Raw genomic sequence first — 19,742 nt, 5'->3', positions numbered from 1 at the left:
ATGAAATCGACCCGAGCCGCACCCTGTGTGACGTCTTGAAGGAATCGTGATGGCGAAATCCGCCGGAAACACCAGCGAAACACCCGCGGGTGGTCACACATGGTGACCACCCGCGGGTGAAATCAAGATTTGGTAAACCTCTGTTCGGTTGACCGGATTGTCGCCAAATCCCCAGCGACACCGCAGGTCATCCGCCGTGCCAGACGGCGGACCTGATCCGGACTCAGAACAGCACGCGCGCCAGCGCCGTACGGGCCGCGACGACCCGCGGGTCCTCCGGGCCGATCACCTCGAACAGCTCCAGCAGGCGCAGCCGGGCGGCGTCCCGGTCCTCGCCGGCCGTCCGCCCGACGGTGGTCACCAGACGCCCGAAGGCGTCCTCGACGTGACCGCCGACCAGGTCCAGGTCGGCCGCCTTGAGCTGGGCCTCGACGTCCTTCGGGTCGGCGGCCGCCGCCGCCCGGACGGCCTGGAGGTCCAGGCCCTCGATCCGCTTCAGCAGCTCGGCCTGGGCCAGGCCCAGCTTGGCCTCGGTGTTGCCCGGCTGCTCGAGCAGCACGTTCTGGTACGCCCGGATGGCACCGCCCAGGTCACCGGAGTCCAGCGCGTCGTGCGCGGCGGACAGCGCCGGGTCCTCGGGACGCTGCGGCGCGGCGGCCTCGGCCTCGCCCGGGGCGGCGGCACCGCCGCCCACGCCGAAGCGCTGCTCGGCGACCAGGATCAGCTGGTCCAGGATCTTGCGGATGTTGGCGGCGCTCTCCGCGCCCTGGAACAGCGGCACCAGCTGGCCGGCCACCACGGCCATCACGGCCGGGATGCCCTGGATGCCGAACTGCTGGGCGAGCAGCTGGTTGGCGTCCACGTCGATCTTGGCGAGCACGAAGCGGCCGGCGTACTCCTCGGCCAGGTCCTCCAGGATCGGGCTCAGCTGCTTGCAGGGCCCGCACCACTCGGCCCAGAAGTCGATGACGACCGGCACCTCGGTGGAACGCTGGACGACCTCGGTCTCGAAGGTGTCCTCGGTGACGTCGATGACGAGCTGCTGGGCGGACTGGGCGGGGGCGGCTCCGGCCGATTCGGCGGCGGCCGCCTGCCGGGCCCGCTCGGCCCGGGCCTGCTCGGCCTTCTGGGCGGCTTCACCGGCCGCCTTCACTGCGGCGAGGTCGACCGCGCCGCGCAGGGCGGAGCTGTTGAGACGCGAATTCCGTGGCTGCATGGCACCATCCTCCCCCGTCCGCGCTGCTCGCGGGCACCATCCTCCGGAAAGTCGCCCCGCGCGGACCGCGCGGCACGGAATTCCGGGCGCGGTGCCCCTCCCCCGGTAGCCTGGACCGTTCGGCGCGGATCCCCACCCGCGCCCGCGCCGCTCCCGTCCCACGGGACGCGGCGCCTGGTTGTCACTGCTTTCGCTACGAGTCGTAGCGTAACTGGAGCCGGTGCCCCGCCCGCAAGCCCCACCGGCGGTTCGGGGACGTGACCTGCCCCACTTTCCCGGGCCGCCCCGCTGCCCGAACGGGCGAACAGTCGCTACCGTTACCAACCCCACCCAAGTTACTTACCAGTAAAGCGCGAGGAGGCCCGGTGCCGGCCGCCCAGCCCCCAGCGAGCCCGGACAGCGTGGAGCCCGCCGAGCCCACCGCCCGGACCTGCCCCGACCCGGCCGGCGCGGCCCCCCACCGGGCCGCCGCCACCCCGGAACCCGCGGGCGCCGCCCGGGCCAAGGGCCGCCCCCGCAGCGCCGCCGCCGACCGCGCGATCCTCGACGCCACCCGCGAGGCGCTGGCCGAACTCGGCTGGGGCGGACTGACCATGGGCCACGTGGCGAGCCGCGCCGGGGTCGCCAAGACCACCCTCTACCGCCGCTGGCCGTCCAAGAACGAGCTCGTGGTGGACGCCGTCGCAACCCTCTTCGACGACCTGGTGATGCCCGACCTCGGCAGCCTGCGGGCCGACATCGAGGCCGTGGTGGCCCAGTTCGCCGATCTGCTGGCCCGCCCGGAGACCCAGGCCGCGCTGCTCGCGCTGTTCGCCGAGGGGACCCGCGACCGCCAGCTGCGGCGCCGGATCCGCGAGTCCATCGTGGATCCGCAGAAGCGGCTGGTCCGCCAGGGCCGGGCGGCCGCCCAGGCGCGCGGAGAACTCGGAGCGGACTGCGACGCCGACTCGGCCCGCGAGGAGGTCGACATCATCTTCGACACCATCGCCGGCACCGTCGAGCACCGCGTCCTGGTCAGCGGCGAGCCGATCACCCCGGAGTGGACCCGCCGCTTCACCGACCTGCTGCTCGGACCGCTGCTCGCCGGCTGAGCGCACGGCGGAGCCGCCGTACGGGATCCCGGTCCCGTACGGCGGCTCCGCTCCGGCCGCGGCCTCGGCCTCGGCCTCGGCCTCGGCCTCAGAACATCGCGTTCTCCTGGTACGTCCCCCACTCCTGCCGCAGCGCGTTGCAGATCTCGCCCAGCGTCGCCTCGGCACGCACCGCGTCCAGCATCGGCGGGATCATCGACGCGCCCGAGCGGGCCGCCGCCAGCATGGCGTCCAGCCCGGCACGGACGGCCGCCTCGTCCCGGGCCGCCTTGCGCTCGCCCAGCGCCCGGACCTGCTCGCGCTCGACCTCGTGGCTGACCCGCAGGATCTCCAGCTCGGGGGTGACGCTGCGCGGGTGGCAGTTGACGCCGACCACGCGCTTGTCGCCCTTCTCCACCGACTGCTGGTACTGGAAGGCCGCCTCGGCGATCTCCCCGGTGAACCAGCCCTCCTCGATGCCGCGCAGGATGCCGGAGGTGATCGGGCCGATCTCGTGGTCCTCGCGGCCCTTGTCGAGGATCCGCTGGAAGATCGCCTCGGCCTGCTGCTCGATCCGGTCGGTCAGCGCCTCGACGTACCAGGAACCGCCCAGCGGGTCGGCCACGTTGGCGACGCCGGTCTCCTCCATCAGCACCTGCTGGGTGCGCAGGGCGATCTCGGCGGCCTGCTCGGAGGGCAGCGCCAGGGTCTCGTCCAGGGCGTTGGTGTGCAGCGAGTTGGTGCCGCCGAGCACCGCGGCCAGTGCCTCCACGGCGGTGCGGACCACGTTGTTGTACGGCTGCTGCGCGGTCAGCGAGACGCCGGCGGTCTGGGTGTGGAAGCGCAGCCACTGCGCCTTGTCGGTCTTGGCCCCGAAGCGGTCGCGCATCCAGCGGGCCCAGATCCGGCGCGCGGCGCGGAACTTGGCGATCTCCTCGAAGAAGTCCAGGTGCGCGTCGAAGAAGAAGGACAGGCCGGGCGCGAAGACGTCCACGTCCAGGCCGCGGGACAGGCCCAGCTCGACGTAGCCGAAGCCGTCCGCGAGGGTGTACGCCAGCTCCTGCGCGGCCGTCGCCCCGGCCTCGCGGATGTGGTAGCCGGAGACCGACAGCGGCTTGTACGCGGGGATGCCCTCGGCGCAGTAGGCCATCAGGTCGCCGATCAGGCGCAGGTGCGGCTCGGGGGCGAAGAGCCACTCCTTCTGCGCGATGTACTCCTTGAAGATGTCCGTCTGGAGGGTGCCGTTGAGCACCGCCGGGTCCACGCCCTGGCGCTCGGCGGCAACCAGGTACATGCAGAAGACCGGCACGGCCGGGCCGCTGATCGTCATCGAGGTGGTGACCTCGCCGAGCGGGATGCCGTCGAACAGCACCTCCATGTCGGCGGCCGAGTCGATGGCCACGCCGCAGTGGCCGACCTCGCCGAGCGACTTCGGGTCGTCCGAGTCGTAGCCCATCAGGGTGGGCATGTCGAAGGCGACCGAGAGGCCGCCGCCGCCGGCGTCCAGGATCATCCGGTAGCGCTCATTGGTCTGCTGGGCGTTGCCGAAGCCGGCGAACTGGCGGATGGTCCAGGTGCGGCCCCGGTAGCCGGTCGGGTGCAGGCCGCGGGTGTACGGGTACTCGCCCGGCCAGCCGATCCGCTCGAAACCCTCGTGGGCCTGCCCGGCGGGCGGGCCGTAGACCGGCTCGACCTCGTCACCGGAGAGGGTGGTGAAGTCCGCGTCCCGCTTGCGGGCCTTGTCGTACCGCTGCTGCCAGCGCTGCCGGCCGCGCTCGATCTCCTCGGCGTCCATGACCCCGAACTCCGCTCCGTACGGCCGCCACGGCGACGGGCGGCGCAACTAGTAGGACGTCCTAATAATTTACTCGGACGTCCTAGCACTTGTCGATGGACGACCGCCCGCACGGCCCGGAATCCACTCCGAAGGCCCACGAAACGCCGAGAGCGCCCCTCCCCCTTGATCGGGGAGGGGCGCTCTCGGCGGCGCGGGCGGCGGGGCTCAGATCCCGGCCGGCTGGCGGGCGGCGCCCGCCGGGAGCTTCTCGGCGGCCTCGCGGGCCACCTTGCGCTCGAAGACGAAGGAGAGGAAGGGGATGCAGCCCGCCGCCAGGGTCAGCACCAGCCGGCCCATCGGCCACTTCAGCTTCTGCCCGAGCAGGAAGGTCACCACGAAGTACCCGATGTAGAGGTAGCCGTGCAGCATCGCGACGTACGTGGTCACGTCCTCGGCCGCGCCGAAGCCGTACTTCGCGACCATGAAGCCGCAGAACACCAGCAGCGCCACACCGGTCGCAACGGCCAGGGCCCGGTACCAGCCCAGCAGGGGGGTCGCCTTCATGATCTTCCTCGCGTCGCTCGGCAGTATCGGCCGGTACGCCCGGATCCGCGCACCGCTCCAACGAGGGTAGCCGCCCTCACGCCGTCCCCTTCGCAGCCCCCTCGCCCGGATCGGTGAAGTCGCCGGCGGCCACCCTCAGCGGCCTGAGCAGATCGAAGACCTGGCGGCACTGCTCCTCGCCGTACTCCTCCAGCCCGAACTCCATCGCCATCAGCCGCCCGGTCGCCTCCTCGACCACCTCGCGGCCGCGCCCGGTGATCGTGGCCAGCACGCCGCGGCCGTCCAGCGGGTTGGGCCGGCGGGCGACCAGGCCGGCCCGCTCCAGGCGGTCGACGGTGTTGGTGACGCTGGTCGGGTGGACCATGAGCCGCTCGCCGATCTTGGAGAGCGAGAGCTCGCCGGTCCGGCTGAAGGTCAGCAGCACCAGGGCCTCGTAGCGGGCGAAGGTCAGCCCGTACGGCTTGAGCACCGCGTCCACCCGGGAGAGCAGGATCTGGTGGGCGCGCATGACCGAGGTGATCGCCGCCATCGAGGGGACCGCGCCCCAGCGGCGGGTCCACAGCTCGTCGGCGCGGGCGATCGGGTCGAAGTCGAGAGCGAGGGGCTTGGCCACCTCCTTACCGTACCGGCGGACGGGACGCGTGTTACCAGGCGTCCTGATGGTGGACAAGCGCAGCACGTGGCGAGAACCCGCCAATCGGACGGCCAGGTCCATACCAGGACATTGCGTCGATGTGAACGCGCGACAACGGGCTGCCGGCGCAACGGGGTTGACCCCCGATCGGCCCTGCGCCGTGCCACCAGGCCTCGGTTCGGACGGTAACCCGCTGCAAGGCCGGGCGATTCCCCCCTTTTGTCCGCCCGTTCACATTCCTCGGCCGTGGCGGGACTTGGCCAATTCATGAGCAAGACCTGTCATTTGATTTGCTCGATTGTCATGCTTTCGGCCAACCCGTTCGGTAGCCACCACCCCCACCCACCGGTGGCACAGCCGCTCCGACCGCACGGGGACCTGCACGTCAGCGCTCGTTCCGCCCCTCAGGTGCCGGCCCGGCCCCCCGGAACGCCGCGCGACCGCGTCCGTTCGCGGTTTCCCGGAAGGACTCGTTCGTGAAGCGAAAGCTCGCCGCAGTCGCCGTACTCTCCGCCACCGCCCTGCTCACCGGCGTCGTCCAGGTGAGCGCCGTGGCCGTCGCGGACCCCGCCCCGCAGTCCCAGGGCGCGCAGCAGCGTGCCGACCTGATCGCCCTGGCGAACGGCCAGGCCGGCAAGGTGGCGCACGCCCTGGCCCTGGGCGGCCAGGAGCAACTGGTGGCCAAGGACGCCGTGGTGGACGCCGACGGCACCCGCCACCTGCGCTACGAGCGCACCCTGGCCGGCCTCCCGGTCCTGGGCGGGGACCTGGTGGTGCACCAGAAGGCCGACGGCTCGACCACCTCCGTGGACAAGGCGACCGGCGCGACCCTCGCGCTGCCGAGCCTCACCCCGCAGATCCCCGCCGACCAGGCCGCCGCCCAGGCGACCGGCGCCGTGCAGTCCACCGTGGGCATCGCCGCCGACGCGGACGAGTCCCCGCTGACCGAGGTCCACCAGACCGGCAAGGCCGAGCTGGTCGTCTGGGCCGCCGACGGCAGCCCGCGCCTGGCCTACCGCACCACGGTCGAGGGCCTGCGCGCCGACGGCACCCCGAGCCGCCAGCTGCTGGTCACCGACGCGGCGAGCGGCCAGGTGCTCTCCAGCCACGAGCAGGTCCGGACCGCCTCCGGCACCGGCAAGGGCGTCTTCGTCGGCACCGTCCCGCTGACCACCACCCAGAGCGGTTCGAGCTACCAGCTCAAGGACGCGAGCCGCGGCGGGCAGGCCACCTACACCCTGAAGGGCAAGACCTCCGGCTCCGGCACCCTGGTCGCCAAGACCACCAACAGCTTCGGCAACGGCCTGGCCTCCAACGCGGAGTCCGCCGCGGTCGACGCCCAGTACGGCGCCGCGGCGACCTGGGACTTCTACAAGAACACCTTCGGCCGCAACGGCATCAAGAACAACGGCGTCGGCGCCGCGAGCCGGGTCCACTACGGCTCCAACTACGTCAACGCGTTCTGGGACGACTCCTGCTTCTGCATGACCTACGGCGACGGCACGAGCAACACCCACCCGCTGACCGAGCTGGACGTGGCCGGCCACGAGATGAGCCACGGCGTCACCTCCGCCACCGCCAACCTCAACTACTCGGGCGAGTCCGGCGGCCTCAACGAGGCCACCTCGGACATCTTCGGCACCATGGTCGAGTTCTACGCCAACCTGCCCGCCGACAACCCGGACTACCTCATCGGCGAGCTGATCAACATCAACGGTGACGGCACCCCGCTGCGCTACATGGACAAGCCGTCCAAGGACGGTGCCTCGGCCGACTACTGGTCCTCCACCGTCGGCAACAAGGACGTCCACTACTCGTCCGGCGTCGCCAACCACTTCTTCTACCTGCTGTCCGAGGGCAGCGGCGCCAAGACGATCAACGGCGTCAGCTACAACAGCCCGACCTCCAACGGCTCGACCCTCGCCGGCATCGGCCGGGACAAGGCCGCGCAGATCTGGTACCGCGCGCTGACCACCTACTTCACCTCCACCACCAACTACGCGGGCGCCCGCACCGGCACCCTCAAGGCCGCCGCCGACCTGTACGGCGCGAGCAGCGCCGAGTACAGCGCCGTCGCCGCCACCTGGAGCGGTGTCAACGTCAACTGACGCACCGCACAGGCGCACCGGACGCCCGGGACCTCCATCGGGAGGGCCCGGGCGTCCGGCCGTTGCGGAGGACTGTCAAGGCCGGGCGGCTGGCGGAGTCCCGCCAGGGGGACGAACCGCCGAAACCGGGCAGCGGGCGGCAACCGAACCATCCGTACCGGGATTGGCGGTTCCTGGCCAATCCCCGGAGGCACCCTGTCCATCCCTGCCAACGATTGTCATGCTTCTGACCAAGTCCCGTCCGACCCTCCGCCGCCCCCACCCACACCCGGCGGAGCGTCAGGAACCGCACGGGACCGGCACGTCCGCGCCCTACCGCCCCAAGGCGCCAACCCCGGCGCCCCGGTACGCGGCGCACCCGCACGCACCCGCGGGTCTCGTGGAAGGAACCCCCGCACGTGAAGCGAAAGCTGACTGTCGGAGCCGTACTCTCCGCCACCGCCCTGCTGGCCGGCGTCATCCAGATCGCCGCCGCCCCCGCCCAGGCCGCCGCCCCCTCGCCGGCCCAGCAGCAGTCCGCGCTGCTGGCGCTGGCCTCCGGGCAGAGCGCCCCGGTCGCCCAGGCCCTCGCCCTCGGCGGCCAGGAGAAGCTGGTGCCCAAGGACGTCGTGGTGGACAAGGACGGCACCCGCCACCTGCGGTACGACCGGACCTACGCGGGCCTGCCGGTCATCGGCGGCGACCTGGTCGTCCACCAGAAGGCCGACGGCTCGGTGAAGTCCGTCGACCAGGCCTTCGCCGGTCGGCTGTCGGTTCCCAGCCTCACCCCGGGCCTCGCCGCGCCGCAGGCCGCCGAGGCGGCCACCGCCGCGGTGCGGGCGACCGTCGGCATCACCGCCGACGCGGACGAGGCGGCGCTCAGCCGGGTCGACGGCGCCGGCGCTCCCGAGCTGGTCGTCTGGGCCGCCGACGGCACCCCGCGACTGGCCCACCGCACGGTGGTCTCGGGCCAGCGCTCGGACGGCACCCCGAGCCGCCAGGAAGTGATCACCGACGCCGCCACCGGCCAGGTGCTCGCCAGCGACGAGAAGGTGCAGACCGCCACCGGCACCGGCAAGGGCGTCAACGTCGGCACCGTCACGCTGACCACCACCCAGAGCGGTTCGAACTACCAGCTCAAGGACGCCTCCCGGGGCAACCAGTCCACCACCGACCTGAAGGGCGGCACCTCGGGCAGCGGAACGCTCTTCAGCAACACCACCAACAGCTTCGGCAACGGCACGCCCTCCAACCGCGAGTCCGCCGCGGTCGACGCCCAGTACGGCGCCGCGGCGACCTGGGACTACTACAAGAACACCTTCGGTCGCAACGGCATCAAGAACAACGGCGTCGGCGCCGCGAGCCGCGTCCACTACAGCACCAACTACGTCAACGCGTTCTGGGACGACTCCTGCTTCTGCATGACGTACGGCGACGGCGCGAGCAACACCCACCCGCTGACCGCCATCGACGTCTCCGGCCACGAGATGAGCCACGGCGTCACCTCCGCCACCGCCGGCCTGATCTACTCCGGCGAGTCCGGCGGCCTCAACGAGGCCACCTCGGACATCTTCGGCACCATGGTCGAGTGGTCCGCCAACCTCCCGGCCGACCCGCCGGACTACCTCATCGGCGAGAAGCTCAACATCAACGGCAACGGCACCCCGCTGCGCTACATGGACAAGCCCTCCAAGGACGGCGCCTCGGCCGACAACTGGTCCTCCACCGTCGGCAACAAGGACGTCCACTACTCCTCGGGCGTCGCCAACCACTTCTTCTACCTGCTCGCCGAGGGCAGCGGCGCCAAGGTCATCAACGGGGTCAGCTACAACAGCCCGACCTCCAACGGCTCGACGGTGACCGGCATCGGCCGGACCAAGGCGGCCGCGATCTGGTACCGCGCGCTGACCGTCTACATGACCTCCACCACCAACTACAAGGCCGCCCGCACCGCGACCCTGAAGGCCGCCACCGACCTGTACGGCGCGAGCAGCACCGAGTACAACACGGTCGCCGCGGCCTGGAGCGCGGTGAACGTCAACTAGGGCGTGCCCGGCACGCCCCGACCGGCCCCGGCGCGAGCCGCCGGCAGGACCGGCCAGAGCCACCCCCGGTAAGAAACGGCGACAGGCTGCCGCGGCCCTTTGGGAGAGGAGGCCGCGGCAGCCTGTCGACCGTCCACGATGACGCCGGGGCTCAGGCGGTGGCGGGCTTCGGCTCGCCCCGCTCCTCGCGGGCGAGCATCCGCTCGGCGAAGAAGCCGCCGGTGGGCAGCACCGCGAGCACGAACATCAGGACGCCGCGCTTGGCGTCCCACTTCTGCGCCTGCCAGGCCTGGATCCAGAAGACCGCGTAGAGGATGAACAGGACGCCGTGGACCATGCCCATCACCGGGACGGCGTCGAACGAGGTCGTCCGCTTCAGCACCGAGCAGATCAGCAGCAGGATGAAGGAGACCCCTTCGGGGCCGGAGACCAGGCGCAGGCGGTGGACGGCGCTGCTGTTCACGATGGATACCTCAATACGGGGGTCGGCGGCGCGGGCGCGCTTGTGAAGCAACTCACAAGCATTCCGGCCATTATCGCCGAGCACACGGCCGGACCCCCGGCCGGGGGTGGCCACCGTGCCCGATCTCACAGCGCCCGCCCGCCCTGTCACAGCTGTGTGCCGGAACGCCTCCGAGCGCGACCGCCCGTCACCGGGAACCCCTATCCTGCTGCCCGCGCGCCCACCGATCCGGGCGCCGACGCATCGCACACGGGGGTAGTCGCCACATGCTCAAGCTCGACTGGGACCGCAGGACCTGCGCCAGGCGCGGTCACACCACCTACGCGCCGACGGAACCCGAACTGGCCTCCCGGCTGCACGCCTCCACCGCCCTCGGCGACGCCTGGCGCTGCCTGCGCTGCGGCGACTTCGCGCTGGGCGACCCGCACGGCTCCGGCCCGGCCGAGGACGCGCCGCTGGTGCCGCGCGGCAAGGCGCTGCGGGACCTGTTCATCCTGCGCTTCCTGGCCGTCGAACGGGTGCTGCGCGGGCTGCTGATCATCGTCGTCGCCTGGGCCGTGTGGAAGTTCTCCAACAGCCAGGACGCGGTGCACCGGGTGTTCGACGAGAACCTCACGGTCTTCAGGCCGGTCACCGACCACTTCCACTGGGACCTCGAACACGCCCCGATCGTCGAGACCATCCGCAAGACCTTCGACTTCAAGAAGAGCACCCTGCTGATCGTCGCGGGCGCCCTGATCGCCTACGCGGTGATCGAGATCGTCGAAGCGGTCGGCCTGTGGCTGAACAAGCGCTGGGCCGAGTACCTGACGGTGGTCGCCACCGCGGCCTTCCTCCCCCTGGAGGGCTACGAGCTGAGCCACCACGTCAGCGCGCTGAAGGTCTGCACCCTGGTGCTGAACATCGCGGCGGTGCTCTGGATCATGCTCTCCAAGCGCCTGTTCGGACTGCGCGGCGGCGTGGTGGCCTTCGAGGCGGAGCGCCACTCGGCCTCGCTGCTGGAGGTCGAGCAGGCGGCCGGCACCGTTCCGCGCCCCGGACAGGGGGCGCACGCCCGAGCCTGAGCGGGGCGCGCGCCCCGGCCTGACCGGCGCGTTTGTCGCAGGCCGGTACCAGTTGGCCCGCGCACCCTCCCCGGACCACGGCCGCAGCGGCTAGATTGCGGCCGTGGCACAGTTCAGACTCCAGGGATCGCGCGTGCTCGCCGTCGAATTGGGCGGGGACGCCGTCAAGGCGCGAAACGGTTCGATGGTCGCCTACACCGGGCAGATGGCCTTCAAGAAACTGACCGGCGGCGGGGACGGCCTGCGCGGCATGGTCACCCGCCGGCTGACCGGCGAGAAGATGACGGTCATGGAGGTGAAGGGACAGGGCACCTGCTACTTCGCCGACAAGGCCACCGAGATCAATCTGGTCCGGCTGAACGGCGAGACGCTGTACGTCGAATCGGACAACCTGCTCTGCACCGAGTCGACCCTGCACACCGGCACCAGCTTCACCGGGCTCAACGGCATGTCCTCCGGCAACGGCCTGTTCACCACCAAGGTGGAGGGCCACGGCTGGGCGGCCGTCACCTCCAACGGGCCGGCCGTCATCCTGCGGGTCGACAAGAGCATGCCGCTGCGGGTGGACCCGGGCGCGTACGTCGCGCACACCGGCACCCTGCAGCGCAGCCTGAAGTCGGGCGCGGGCTGGACGACGATCATCGGCGAGGGCGGCGGCGAGGCCGTCCAGATCGAGTTCACCGGCGAGGGCCTGGTGTACGTCCAGCCCTCCGAGAAGGTCACCATCGGGGGCGACGTCTGATGGGCTTCACGAAGATCAACGGCAAGATGGTCGAGGCCCAGGTCCTACCCGGGCAGCGGCTGTTCAGCCAGCGCGGCGCGATGCTCGCGTACAGCGGCGACGTCCGCTTCACGCCGAACATCACCGGCGGGCAGGGCGGCGTGATGTCGATGATCGGCCGCCGGGTGGCCAACGAGGACACCCCGCTGATGACCGTCGAGGGCCAGGGCCGGGTGATGTTCGGCCACGGCGGCCACCACGTCCACGTGATCGACCTGTTCGGCGACACCCTCTACGTCGAGGCGGACCGGCTGCTCGCCTTCGAGGGCACGCTGCGGCAGTCCACCATGTTCATGGGCTCGCAGGGCGGGGTGATGGGCATGGTCCGCGGCCAGGTCACCGGGCAGGGCCTGTTCACCACCAAGCTGGAGGGCCAGGGCTCGGTCGCGGTGATGGCCCACGGCGGCGTCTTCGAGCTGCCGATCGTCCCCGGCCAGTCGGTGCACGTCGACCCCCAGGCGTACGTGGCGCACCGCGGCGACGTGCGCAACAAGCTGTCCACGGCACTGGGCTGGCGCGACATGATCGGCCGCGGCTCGGGCGAGGCGTTCCAGCTGGAACTGTCCGGGCAGGGCGCGGTGTACGTCCAGGCGAGCGAGGAGAAGCTCTGATGTCCCACCCGCCGCAGCCCCCGTACGGCTCCCCGCACAACCAGCCGACCCAGCCCGGCTTCGCGGTCCCGCCGCCCCCGCCGAACTACGGCCCGCCGCAGGGCTACCCGCCGCCCCCGCCCGGCGGCTACCCCCCGCCGCCGCAGCAGCCGTACGCCCAGCAGGCCCCGCCGCCGCCGCACCAGCAGCCGTACCAGCAGCAACAGCCGTACGCTCAGGAGCAGTTCGGCGGACCGGTGGCCCCGCTGCCGACCGGCCACGGCAGCACCGGGCCGGTGGTGTGGGACGCCCACAGCCTGCCGGCCGGCGACAACGTCAACCCGTACGCCTTCTCGGTCGACCTGAACGGCTCGTACTTCCTCCAGAAGGGCAAGATGGTCGCCTACTACGGCGACATCACCTTCAAGGGCGTCGGCGCCGGGGCGGTCGACCGGATGCTCGGGCAGCACTTCAACTCGCCGATGCACGCGGCGGACTGGGTGGTCGCCGAGGGCCGGGGCAAGCTGCTGCTGGCCGACCGGGCGTTCGACCTCAACTCGTACGACCTGGACGAGGGCAACCTGACCGTCCGCTCCGGCAACCTGCTGGCCTTCGACCCGACGCTGCGGCTCAAGCAGTCGATCATCCCGGGCTTCCTGACCCTGATCGGCACCGGCCGCTTCGTCGCGGCCTCCAACGGGCCGGTGCACTTCGTCGAGCCGCCGATCCGGGTCGACCCGCAGGCGCTGGTCGGCTGGGCGGACTGCCCGGCGCCGTGCCACCACTACGACCACGACTACATGCACGGGCTGATCGGCGGCCTGCGCCGGCTGACCGGCTTCGGCGGGGCCTCCGGCGAGGAGCACCAGTTCGAGTTCATCGGCGCCGGCCAGGTGCTGCTGCAATCGAGTGAAAAACTCCTGGCCGAGCGGTCGGTCGGCGCGGTCGGGGCCGAGGCGGGCGTGCCGATGGGCGGCGTGCCGTCCCAGCCGGGAACGGCCGGGCACGGCGGCGGGAATCCCAACATCCCCGGGCTCGGTAATCTGGGCGACCTCGGCCGACGTTTCGGCCTGTAAACTTGTACAAGATTGAACTAAATCGGCTATGCTTGAGAGCATGGATACGCACACGATCGACACTGCGGACACCCCTCCGCCGCAGCCCGAGGAGGAGACTCCCTGGCTGACCGCCAGGGAGCAGCGGATGTGGCGCGCCCATCTGGAGGTCGCCAAGCTGCTGGACTACCAGCTCAGCCGCGAACTCCAGCCGCACAACCTCGCGATCAACGACTACGAGATCCTGGTGGTGCTCTCCGAGGCACCGGACCGCCGGATGCGGATGACCGACCTCGCGACCGCCACCCTCCAGTCCAAGAGCCGTCTCTCCCACCAGATCACCCGGATGGAGAACGCCGGCCTGGTCCTGCGCCAGGAGTGCCCCGGCGACCGCCGCGGCCTCTACGCCCACCTCACCGAACACGGCTGGGAGACCATGCAGCGGGTCGCCCCGGACCACGTGCGCAGCGTCCGCGCCCACTTCATCGACCGCTTCACCCCGGAGCAGCTCGACGACATGTACCAGGCCCTCGCCCCCATCGCCGAACACCTCCGCGGCCTGCGCGGCAAGCCGTAGCGCCGCCCCCGCACCGCTCCGCCCCGCCGCGACCACCGTCGCGGCGGGGCGGACCGCGTCTCAGCTCGCAGTCAGGCCGGCGACCAGCTCGTCGGCCGCGCCGTACGGGTCCAGCGCGCCCTCCGCCACCCGTTCGGCCAGGACGGCCAGGCGCCGGTCCCCGCGCAGGTCGCCGATCCGGGCGCGCAGTTCGGCCAGGGCGATCGCCTCGATCTCCTCGGCGGCCCGGCGGCGGCGCCGCGCGGCGAGCTCGCCGTGCTCCTCCAGCCAGGCCCGGTGCTTCTCCAGCGCCTCGACCACCTCGTCCACGCCCTCGCCACGGGCCGCGACGGTCTTGACGATCGGCGGGCGCCAGTCCCCCGGCTCCCGGGCCTCGCCGAGGCCCAGCATGTGGTTGAGCTCCCGGGCGGTGGCGTCGGCGCCGTCCCGGTCGGCCTTGTTGACCACGAAGACGTCGCCGATCTCCAGGATCCCGGCCTTGGCGGCCTGGATGCCGTCACCCATCCCGGGGGCCAGCAGCACCACGGTGGTGTCGGCCTGGGCGGCGACCTCGACCTCGGACTGACCCACCCCGACGGTCTCCACCAGGATCACCTCGCAGCTGGCCGCGTCCAGCACCCGCAGCGCCTGCGGCGCCGCCCAGGAGAGCCCGCCGAGGTGGCCGCGGGTGGCCATCGAGCGGATGAACACCTCCGGGTCGGTGGCGTGGTCCTGCATCCGGACCCGGTCCCCCAGCAGCGCGCCGCCGGAGAACGGCGAGGACGGGTCGACGGCCAGCACCCCGACCCGCTTGCCGAGCCGCCGGTAGGCGGAGACCAGCGCCGAGGTGGAGGTGGACTTGCCGACCCCGGGCGAGCCGGTCAGGCCCACCGTGTACGCCCGCCCGGTGTGCGGCGCGAGCGCGGCCATCGCCTCCCGCAGCTGCGGCGCGGCGTTCTCGACCAGCGTGATCAGCCGGGCGACCGCCCGCGGCCGGCCCTCCCGGGCCTGCTCGACCAGCGTGGCGACATCGATCATCAGGAGCTCCTAGCGCAATGCCGTCGAATGCCGAAAGGGGCTGCGGACCGCCACTCGCGGTCCGCAGCCCTGGAGCGATCGGCCGGTCAGGCCTTCGGGACGCGCACGATCAGCGCGTCGCCCTGGCCGCCGCCACCGCACAGCGCGGCCGCGCCGACCCCGCCGCCGCGGCGCTGCAGCTCCAGCGCCAGGGTCAGCACCACGCGGGCGCCGGACATCCCGATCGGGTGGCCGAGCGCGATGGCGCCGCCGTTGACGTTGACGATGTCGGAGGAGACGCCCAGGTCCTTCATGGACTGGTGGGCGACGGCCGCGAAGGCCTCGTTGATCTCGATCAGGTCGAGGTCGGCGACCTCCAGACCCTCCTTGGCCAGCGCGTGCTTGATCGCGTTGGACGGCTGCGACTGGAGCGAGTTGTCCGGGCCGGCCACGTTGCCGTGGGCGCCGATCTCGGCGATCCAGGTCAGGCCCAGCTCCTCGGCCTTGGCCTTGCTCATCACGACCACGGCGGCGGCGCCGTCGGAGATCTGCGAGGAGGTACCGGCGGTGATCGTGCCGTCCTTGGCGAAGGCCGGGCGCAGCTTGGCCAGGCCCTCGACGGTGGTGTCCGCGCGGATGCCCTCGTCCTGGCTGAACAGCACCGGCTCGCCCTTGCGCTGCGGGACGGCGACCGGGGTGATCTCGGCGTCGAAGACCCCGTCGGCCTGCGCCTTGGCGGCCCGCTGGTGGGAGGCGGCGGCGATCTCGTCCTGCACCTCGCGCGGGATGCCCAGGCGGGTGTTGTGCTTCTCGGTGGACTCGCCCATCGGGATGTTCTCGTAGGCGTCGGTGAGGCCGTCGTGGGCCATCGCGTCGAGCATCGCGATCGCGCCGTACTTGAAGCCCTCGCGGGACTTCGGCAGCAGGTGCGGGGCGTTGGTCATCGACTCCTGGCCGCCGGCCACCACGATGTCGAACTCCCCGGCGCGGATCAGCTGGTCGGCCAGCGCGATGGCGTCGAGGCCGGAGAGACAGACCTTGTTGATGGTCAGCGCCGGGACGTTCATCGGGATGCCGGCCTTGACGGCGGCCTGGCGGGCCGGGATCTGGCCGGCGCCGGCCTGGAGCACCTGGCCCATGATCACGTACTGGACCTGCTCGCCGGTGATCCCGGCCCGCTCCAGAGCGGCCTTGATCGCGACGCCGCCGAGGTCGGCGCCGGAGAAGCCCTTGAGGGAACCCAGCAGGCGGCCCATCGGGGTCCGCGCACCGGCAACGATCACAGAGGTGGTGTTGGTCATGGGACGGGCCCCTTCGCACGTCGTGGCCAGGTGAGGATGCGCTCAATGTACTGACCTGTTACCCGCCCGTCACCGGAGCGACAGTGTGATCGAGCGCACTGGCACCATCCAGTCAACACCGTGCCGACCCGCTCCGGGTGAACCGCCCGCCGTGTGAGCAGGCTCGCACGCCGGGTACTGGCGTACGGCGCGGGCCATGCGCTGCACTTGGTGCACCTTTCCCACCGCCCTTCCCCACCCCGGAGGCCGTCGTGCTGACCCGCATCGACCACATCGGCATCGCCTGCCGAGACCTCGACAAGACGGTCGAGTTCTACCGCGCCACCTACGGCTTCGAGGTCTTCCACTCCGAGGTCAACGAGGAGCAGGGCGTCCGCGAGGCCATGCTCCGGATCAACGGCACCGACGACGGCGGCGCCTCCTACCTCCAGCTGCTGGAGCCCACCCGGCCCGACTCCACCGTGGCCAAGTGGCTGGAGAAGAACGGCGAGGGCGTGCACCACATCGCCTTCGGCACCGCCGACGTGGACGGCGACTCCGAGGCCATCCGGGACAAGGGCGTCCGGGTCCTCTACGACCAGCCGCGGATCGGCTCGATGGGGTCGCGGATCACCTTCCTCCACCCCAAGGACTGCGGGGGCGTCCTGACCGAGCTGGTGACCTCCGCGCAGCAGGGCCACGACGAGCACTGATCCCCTCCCGGCCCGCCCCGGGGCGGGCCCCGCCCCGGCGGCGACCGACGGCCCGTCGGTCATGACCCGTCAGTAACCTGGCGGGAAGAGCCGGAAAACACCCCTGCGGCCATTCCCCCGCAGTGCGCTCCCACTACAATGCCCAGGTGCGCGACGGCTCCGGGGGACGGAGGCGACGGGCACGGCCGAAGACAGGCCCGTCCGCCCTCCGGTGGTCGGCCCGTCGCAAGGGGAGTCCATTACGCGGGCACGGCTGAACAGTCGCAAGACGGATCTGTCACCATTCTCCACAAGGCAAGAGTTCGCCCAGGAGTCCACTCGGACGGGGGAACGCGGCATCCCCGCGCTCCCGCGCCCCGGACTCCGACAACCGCGGCGGGCGGCCCCGACATGGCGGGGAGCCGTCCACCGGCTGCGGATGCAAGGACCAGTCGGACCGGCGCCCGGGATACCGGAGCCCGGCCCCGGCCCGGTCGAGGACGCGACCAGGAGATGGATGGGACCGCGGAGTGCGGGGCAACGACCGCTACGAGGCTGACGATCACCTCTCCCAGTTCGAGGCCGAGATGGGTCGGACTCGGAAGGAGCGGGACAAGGCAGTCGAGCATGCCGAGGACCTCGCCTACCAGGTGGAGGTACTGCGGGCGAAACTGCACGAGTCCCGCCGCATGCTCGCCCAGCCGCGCGCCTTCGACGCCGTCTCCGGCCAGGCCGAGCAGATGCTCCGCACCGCCGAGATGCAGGCCCAGCAGCTGCGCGCCGACGCCGAGCGCCAGCTGCGCGACTCCCAGGCCGCCACCCAGCGGATCATGGCCGAGGCCGCCGAGCGCACCGCCCGGCTGGAGGCCGACCTGGCCGCTCGCCGCCGCCAGCTGGAGGACGAGCTCACCGAACTGCGCCGCTCCGCCGAGCAGCACGTCAACGGCTGGGCCGAGCAGACCCGGGCCGGCTCCGAGCAGGAGGCCCAGCGGCTGCTCCAGGAGGCCCGCGCCGAGGCCGAGCGGATGGTCGCCGCCGCCCGTGCGGAGGCCGTCGCCCTCTCCGACCACGCCCGCGCCCGGACCGCCGCCGACGTGGACGCCGCCCGCGGTGAGGCCCAGGCCGCCGCCGAGGCCGCCCTGCAGCGGGCCCAGAACGACGCCGAGCGCCTGCTGCGCGCCGCCTCCGAGCAGGCCCAGCAGGCCGGCGCCCAGGCCGCCGCCGACGTGGACGCCGCCCGGGGCGAGGCCCAGCAGCAGCTGGCCGCCGCACACGCCGCCGCCGAGGGCCAGCTGGCCGGCGCCCAGGCCGAGATCGGCCGGCTCAAGGCGCAGGCCGCCGCCGAGCAGGCCCGGGCCGAGCAGCAGCTCGCCGCGGCCAAGGCCGAGATAGAGCGGCTGCGCGCCGAGGTGATCGCCGAGGCGGAGCGCACCCGCTACGAGGTCACCGAGCTGCGCGCCCAGGCCGAGCAGGCCGCCGAACAGCTCCAGGCCGACGCCGAGGCCGCCGCCGAACGCAGGGTCGCCGACGGCGAGGCCGCGAACGAGCAGCGCTCGCAGACCGCCCGGGCCGAGGTGGCCCGGATGGTCGCCCAGGCCACCAAGGAGGCTTCGGCGATCCGCGCCGAGGCCGAGGCCGTCCGCGACGAGGCCGCCACCAAGCAGGCCGAGGCCGACGCCGCCAAGGCCGCCGCGGCGGAGGAGAGCGAGCGGCTGCGGGCCACCGCCGAGTCGGTGGCCACCGAGCTGAAGGCCGAGGCCGAGGCGGCGATCGCCGAGCTGCGGGCCCAGGCCGAACGGGACGTCGCCGAGCTGCGGGCCCAGGCCGAGGCCGACGCCCAGCGGCTGCGCGGCGAGGCCGAGGAGGCGGGCCGGGCGGCCGGCGCCAAGGACGCCACCGTTCACCTCGCCAAGGCCGCCAAGACCGCCGAGGAGGTGCTCGGCCGGGCCGACCAGGACGCCGAGAACGCCCGCGGCGAGGCCGCCGCCGAGGCCGAGCGGATCCGCGCGGAGGCCGCCGCCGAGGCGCAGCGGCTGCGCGAGCAGGCCCAGGCCGCCGTCGAGCAGGCCCAGAACGCCGCTCTGGACGACGCCGCCGCGATCCGCGAGCGGATCGAGCAGATGCAGGACGAGGCGGCCCGGCTGCGGGCCGAGGCCGAGGAGCTGCGCGCCCAGGCCGCCGCCGAGGCCGACCGGGTGCGCGGCGAGGCCCGCCGCCAGGCCGTGGTCCAGATCGAGGAGTCGGCGAAGAACGCCGAGGAGCTGCTCAGCAAGGCCAAGGCCGACGCGGACGAGCTGCGCGCGGGTGCCGCCGGGGAGATCGAGCGGCTGCGCGAGCAGGCCCAGGAGCAGGCCGCCGAGACCCAGGGCCGGGCCGAGCAGACCCTGACCCGGGCCCGCGCCGAGGCCGGGAAGATCACCGAGGCGGCCGAGCAGCAGGGCCAGGACGCGCTCGCCGCCGCCAAGGCCGCGGCCGCCGAGAACCGGGCCGCGGCCGAACGCGAGACCGCCGAACTCCGGCGCGAGGCAACCGAGTTCGACCAGCAGGTGCGCGCCGGGGCGACCGCCGCGGCACAGGCCCTGACCACCGAGGCGCAGGCCGAGGCGACCTCCGTCCGGGACGCCGCGGTGGCCGACGCCGAGCGGGTGCGCACGGAGGCCGACACCGAGGCCGCCCGGGCCCGGGCCGAGGCCGAGGCCGCCGCCGAGGCGCTGCGCGAGGAGAGCCGGCGCGAGCGGGAGGAGGCGGCCGAGGGGCTGCGGCGCGAGCGCGAGGAGACCTCCGAGCACCTGGACGCCGCCGAGGCCGCCCGCGAACAGGCCGAGCAGGCCGCCGCGGAACTGCGGACCCT

General features: G+C 72.4%; 16 protein-coding genes and 1 pseudogene. 10 read left to right on the top strand and 7 right to left on the bottom strand.

What is annotated here, in order from left to right; genetic code table 11:
• Positions 1 to 223: 223 nt before the first annotated feature.
• Entirely contained in the window at positions 224 to 1,216 is a 993-nt protein-coding gene (locus ACFVUY_RS14915) for a tetratricopeptide repeat protein (protein ID WP_387690858.1), read from the bottom strand.
• A 539-nt stretch (positions 1,217 to 1,755) separates the two neighbouring features.
• On the opposite strand from ACFVUY_RS14915, the gene ACFVUY_RS14910 reads away from it, so the two are divergent.
• A complete protein-coding gene (locus ACFVUY_RS14910; RefSeq protein WP_359900018.1) occupies positions 1,756 to 2,307 on the top strand; it encodes a TetR/AcrR family transcriptional regulator in 552 nt (183 codons plus the stop codon).
• 88 nt (positions 2,308 to 2,395) lie between these two features.
• Here ACFVUY_RS14910 and ACFVUY_RS14905 read toward each other — a convergent pair whose 3' ends face one another.
• The 3 genes from ACFVUY_RS14905 to ACFVUY_RS14895 form a co-directional block, all read right to left on the bottom strand.
• Positions 2,396 to 4,081, bottom strand: coding sequence for a methylmalonyl-CoA mutase (locus tag ACFVUY_RS14905; RefSeq protein ID WP_387730000.1), 1,686 nt, complete (start codon positions 4,079 to 4,081; stop codon positions 2,396 to 2,398).
• Positions 4,082 to 4,288: 207 nt separating this feature from the next.
• On the bottom strand, positions 4,289 to 4,627 hold the full coding sequence (locus tag ACFVUY_RS14900; protein ID WP_387729997.1) for a DUF3817 domain-containing protein: 339 nt from the start codon (positions 4,625 to 4,627) through the stop codon (positions 4,289 to 4,291).
• Positions 4,628 to 4,703: 76 nt separating this feature from the next.
• The gene (locus tag ACFVUY_RS14895; RefSeq protein WP_359899905.1) at positions 4,704 to 5,240 is read right to left on the bottom strand and encodes a MarR family transcriptional regulator; all 537 of its coding nucleotides are present in this window, start codon (positions 5,238 to 5,240) and stop codon (positions 4,704 to 4,706) included.
• A 497-nt stretch (positions 5,241 to 5,737) separates the two neighbouring features.
• Here ACFVUY_RS14895 and ACFVUY_RS14890 point away from each other — a divergent pair, with 497 nt between their 5' ends.
• Both ACFVUY_RS14890 and ACFVUY_RS14885 read left to right on the top strand, forming a co-directional pair.
• Positions 5,738 to 7,369: a M4 family metallopeptidase gene (locus ACFVUY_RS14890; protein ID WP_387690863.1), complete on the top strand. Its 1,632-nt coding sequence runs from the start codon at positions 5,738 to 5,740 to the stop codon at positions 7,367 to 7,369.
• 398 nt (positions 7,370 to 7,767) lie between these two features.
• Positions 7,768 to 9,393 (top strand): M4 family metallopeptidase, encoded by a 1,626-nt coding sequence (locus tag ACFVUY_RS14885; protein ID WP_387729995.1) that lies wholly within the window; start codon positions 7,768 to 7,770, stop codon positions 9,391 to 9,393.
• Between the two features lie 151 nt (positions 9,394 to 9,544).
• Here the strand turns inward: ACFVUY_RS14885 and ACFVUY_RS14880 are convergent, their stop codons facing one another.
• On the bottom strand, positions 9,545 to 9,856 hold the full coding sequence (locus ACFVUY_RS14880) for a DUF3817 domain-containing protein (protein ID WP_380348672.1): 312 nt from the start codon (positions 9,854 to 9,856) through the stop codon (positions 9,545 to 9,547).
• A gap of 266 nt (positions 9,857 to 10,122) precedes the next feature.
• Here ACFVUY_RS14880 and ACFVUY_RS14875 point away from each other — a divergent pair, with 266 nt between their 5' ends.
• From ACFVUY_RS14875 to ACFVUY_RS14855, 5 genes are all read left to right on the top strand, one after another.
• A complete protein-coding gene (locus ACFVUY_RS14875) occupies positions 10,123 to 10,920 on the top strand; it encodes a DUF2127 domain-containing protein (protein ID WP_359899911.1) in 798 nt (265 codons plus the stop codon).
• 103 nt (positions 10,921 to 11,023) lie between these two features.
• A complete protein-coding gene (locus ACFVUY_RS14870) occupies positions 11,024 to 11,662 on the top strand; it encodes an AIM24 family protein (RefSeq protein ID WP_359899913.1) in 639 nt (212 codons plus the stop codon).
• The gene (locus tag ACFVUY_RS14865) at positions 11,662 to 12,312 is read left to right on the top strand and encodes an AIM24 family protein (RefSeq protein WP_387690867.1); all 651 of its coding nucleotides are present in this window, start codon (positions 11,662 to 11,664) and stop codon (positions 12,310 to 12,312) included. Before ACFVUY_RS14870 ends, ACFVUY_RS14865 begins: the two co-directional genes overlap by 1 nt.
• A 245-nt stretch (positions 12,313 to 12,557) precedes the next feature.
• The gene (locus ACFVUY_RS14860) at positions 12,558 to 13,367 is read left to right on the top strand and encodes an AIM24 family protein (protein ID WP_387690938.1); all 810 of its coding nucleotides are present in this window, start codon (positions 12,558 to 12,560) and stop codon (positions 13,365 to 13,367) included.
• 40 nt (positions 13,368 to 13,407) lie between these two features.
• A complete protein-coding gene (locus ACFVUY_RS14855; RefSeq protein WP_359899917.1) occupies positions 13,408 to 13,923 on the top strand; it encodes a MarR family transcriptional regulator in 516 nt (171 codons plus the stop codon).
• Positions 13,924 to 13,983: 60 nt separating this feature from the next.
• On the opposite strand, the gene meaB is transcribed toward ACFVUY_RS14855, so the two are convergent.
• Together meaB and ACFVUY_RS14845 are read right to left on the bottom strand one after the other, a co-directional pair.
• Positions 13,984 to 14,940: a methylmalonyl Co-A mutase-associated GTPase MeaB gene (gene meaB, locus ACFVUY_RS14850; protein WP_387729992.1), complete on the bottom strand. Its 957-nt coding sequence runs from the start codon at positions 14,938 to 14,940 to the stop codon at positions 13,984 to 13,986.
• Between the two features lie 86 nt (positions 14,941 to 15,026).
• Positions 15,027 to 16,220 (bottom strand): acetyl-CoA C-acetyltransferase, encoded by a 1,194-nt coding sequence (locus ACFVUY_RS14845; protein WP_387729990.1) that lies wholly within the window; start codon positions 16,218 to 16,220, stop codon positions 15,027 to 15,029.
• 251 nt (positions 16,221 to 16,471) lie between these two features.
• Here ACFVUY_RS14845 and mce point away from each other — a divergent pair, with 251 nt between their 5' ends.
• Together mce and ACFVUY_RS14835 are read left to right on the top strand one after the other, a co-directional pair.
• Entirely contained in the window at positions 16,472 to 16,912 is a 441-nt protein-coding gene (gene mce / locus ACFVUY_RS14840) for a methylmalonyl-CoA epimerase (RefSeq protein ID WP_316526247.1), read from the top strand.
• Positions 16,913 to 17,421: 509 nt separating this feature from the next.
• Positions 17,422 to 19,742: pseudogene (locus ACFVUY_RS14835) on the top strand (hypothetical protein); the annotation flags it as partial.

Source organism: Kitasatospora sp. NPDC058063, assembly GCF_042885395.1.
Lineage (GTDB): Bacteria > Actinomycetota > Actinomycetes > Streptomycetales > Streptomycetaceae > Kitasatospora > Kitasatospora lactacystinica.
Note: the sequence above shows the minus strand (reverse complement) of the source record. Positions and strands in the feature narration are given on the sequence as shown.

Bases quoted from the DNA above. Each gene is read 5' to 3' on its own strand.
- ACFVUY_RS14855 (WP_359899917.1), top strand. From the start codon at position 13,408: ATGGATACGCACACGATCGACACTGCGGACACCCCTCCGCCGCAGCCC.
- ACFVUY_RS14905 (WP_387730000.1), bottom strand. From the start codon at position 4,081: ATGGACGCCGAGGAGATCGAGCGCGGCCGGCAGCGCTGGCAGCAGCGG.
- meaB (WP_387729992.1), bottom strand. From the start codon at position 14,940: ATGATCGATGTCGCCACGCTGGTCGAGCAGGCCCGGGAGGGCCGGCCG.
- ACFVUY_RS14845 (WP_387729990.1), bottom strand. From the start codon at position 16,220: ATGACCAACACCACCTCTGTGATCGTTGCCGGTGCGCGGACCCCGATG.
- ACFVUY_RS14900 (WP_387729997.1), bottom strand. From the start codon at position 4,627: ATGAAGGCGACCCCCCTGCTGGGCTGGTACCGGGCCCTGGCCGTTGCG.
- ACFVUY_RS14915 (WP_387690858.1), bottom strand. From the start codon at position 1,216: ATGCAGCCACGGAATTCGCGTCTCAACAGCTCCGCCCTGCGCGGCGCG.
- ACFVUY_RS14875 (WP_359899911.1), top strand. From the start codon at position 10,123: ATGCTCAAGCTCGACTGGGACCGCAGGACCTGCGCCAGGCGCGGTCAC.
- ACFVUY_RS14865 (WP_387690867.1), top strand. From the start codon at position 11,662: ATGGGCTTCACGAAGATCAACGGCAAGATGGTCGAGGCCCAGGTCCTA.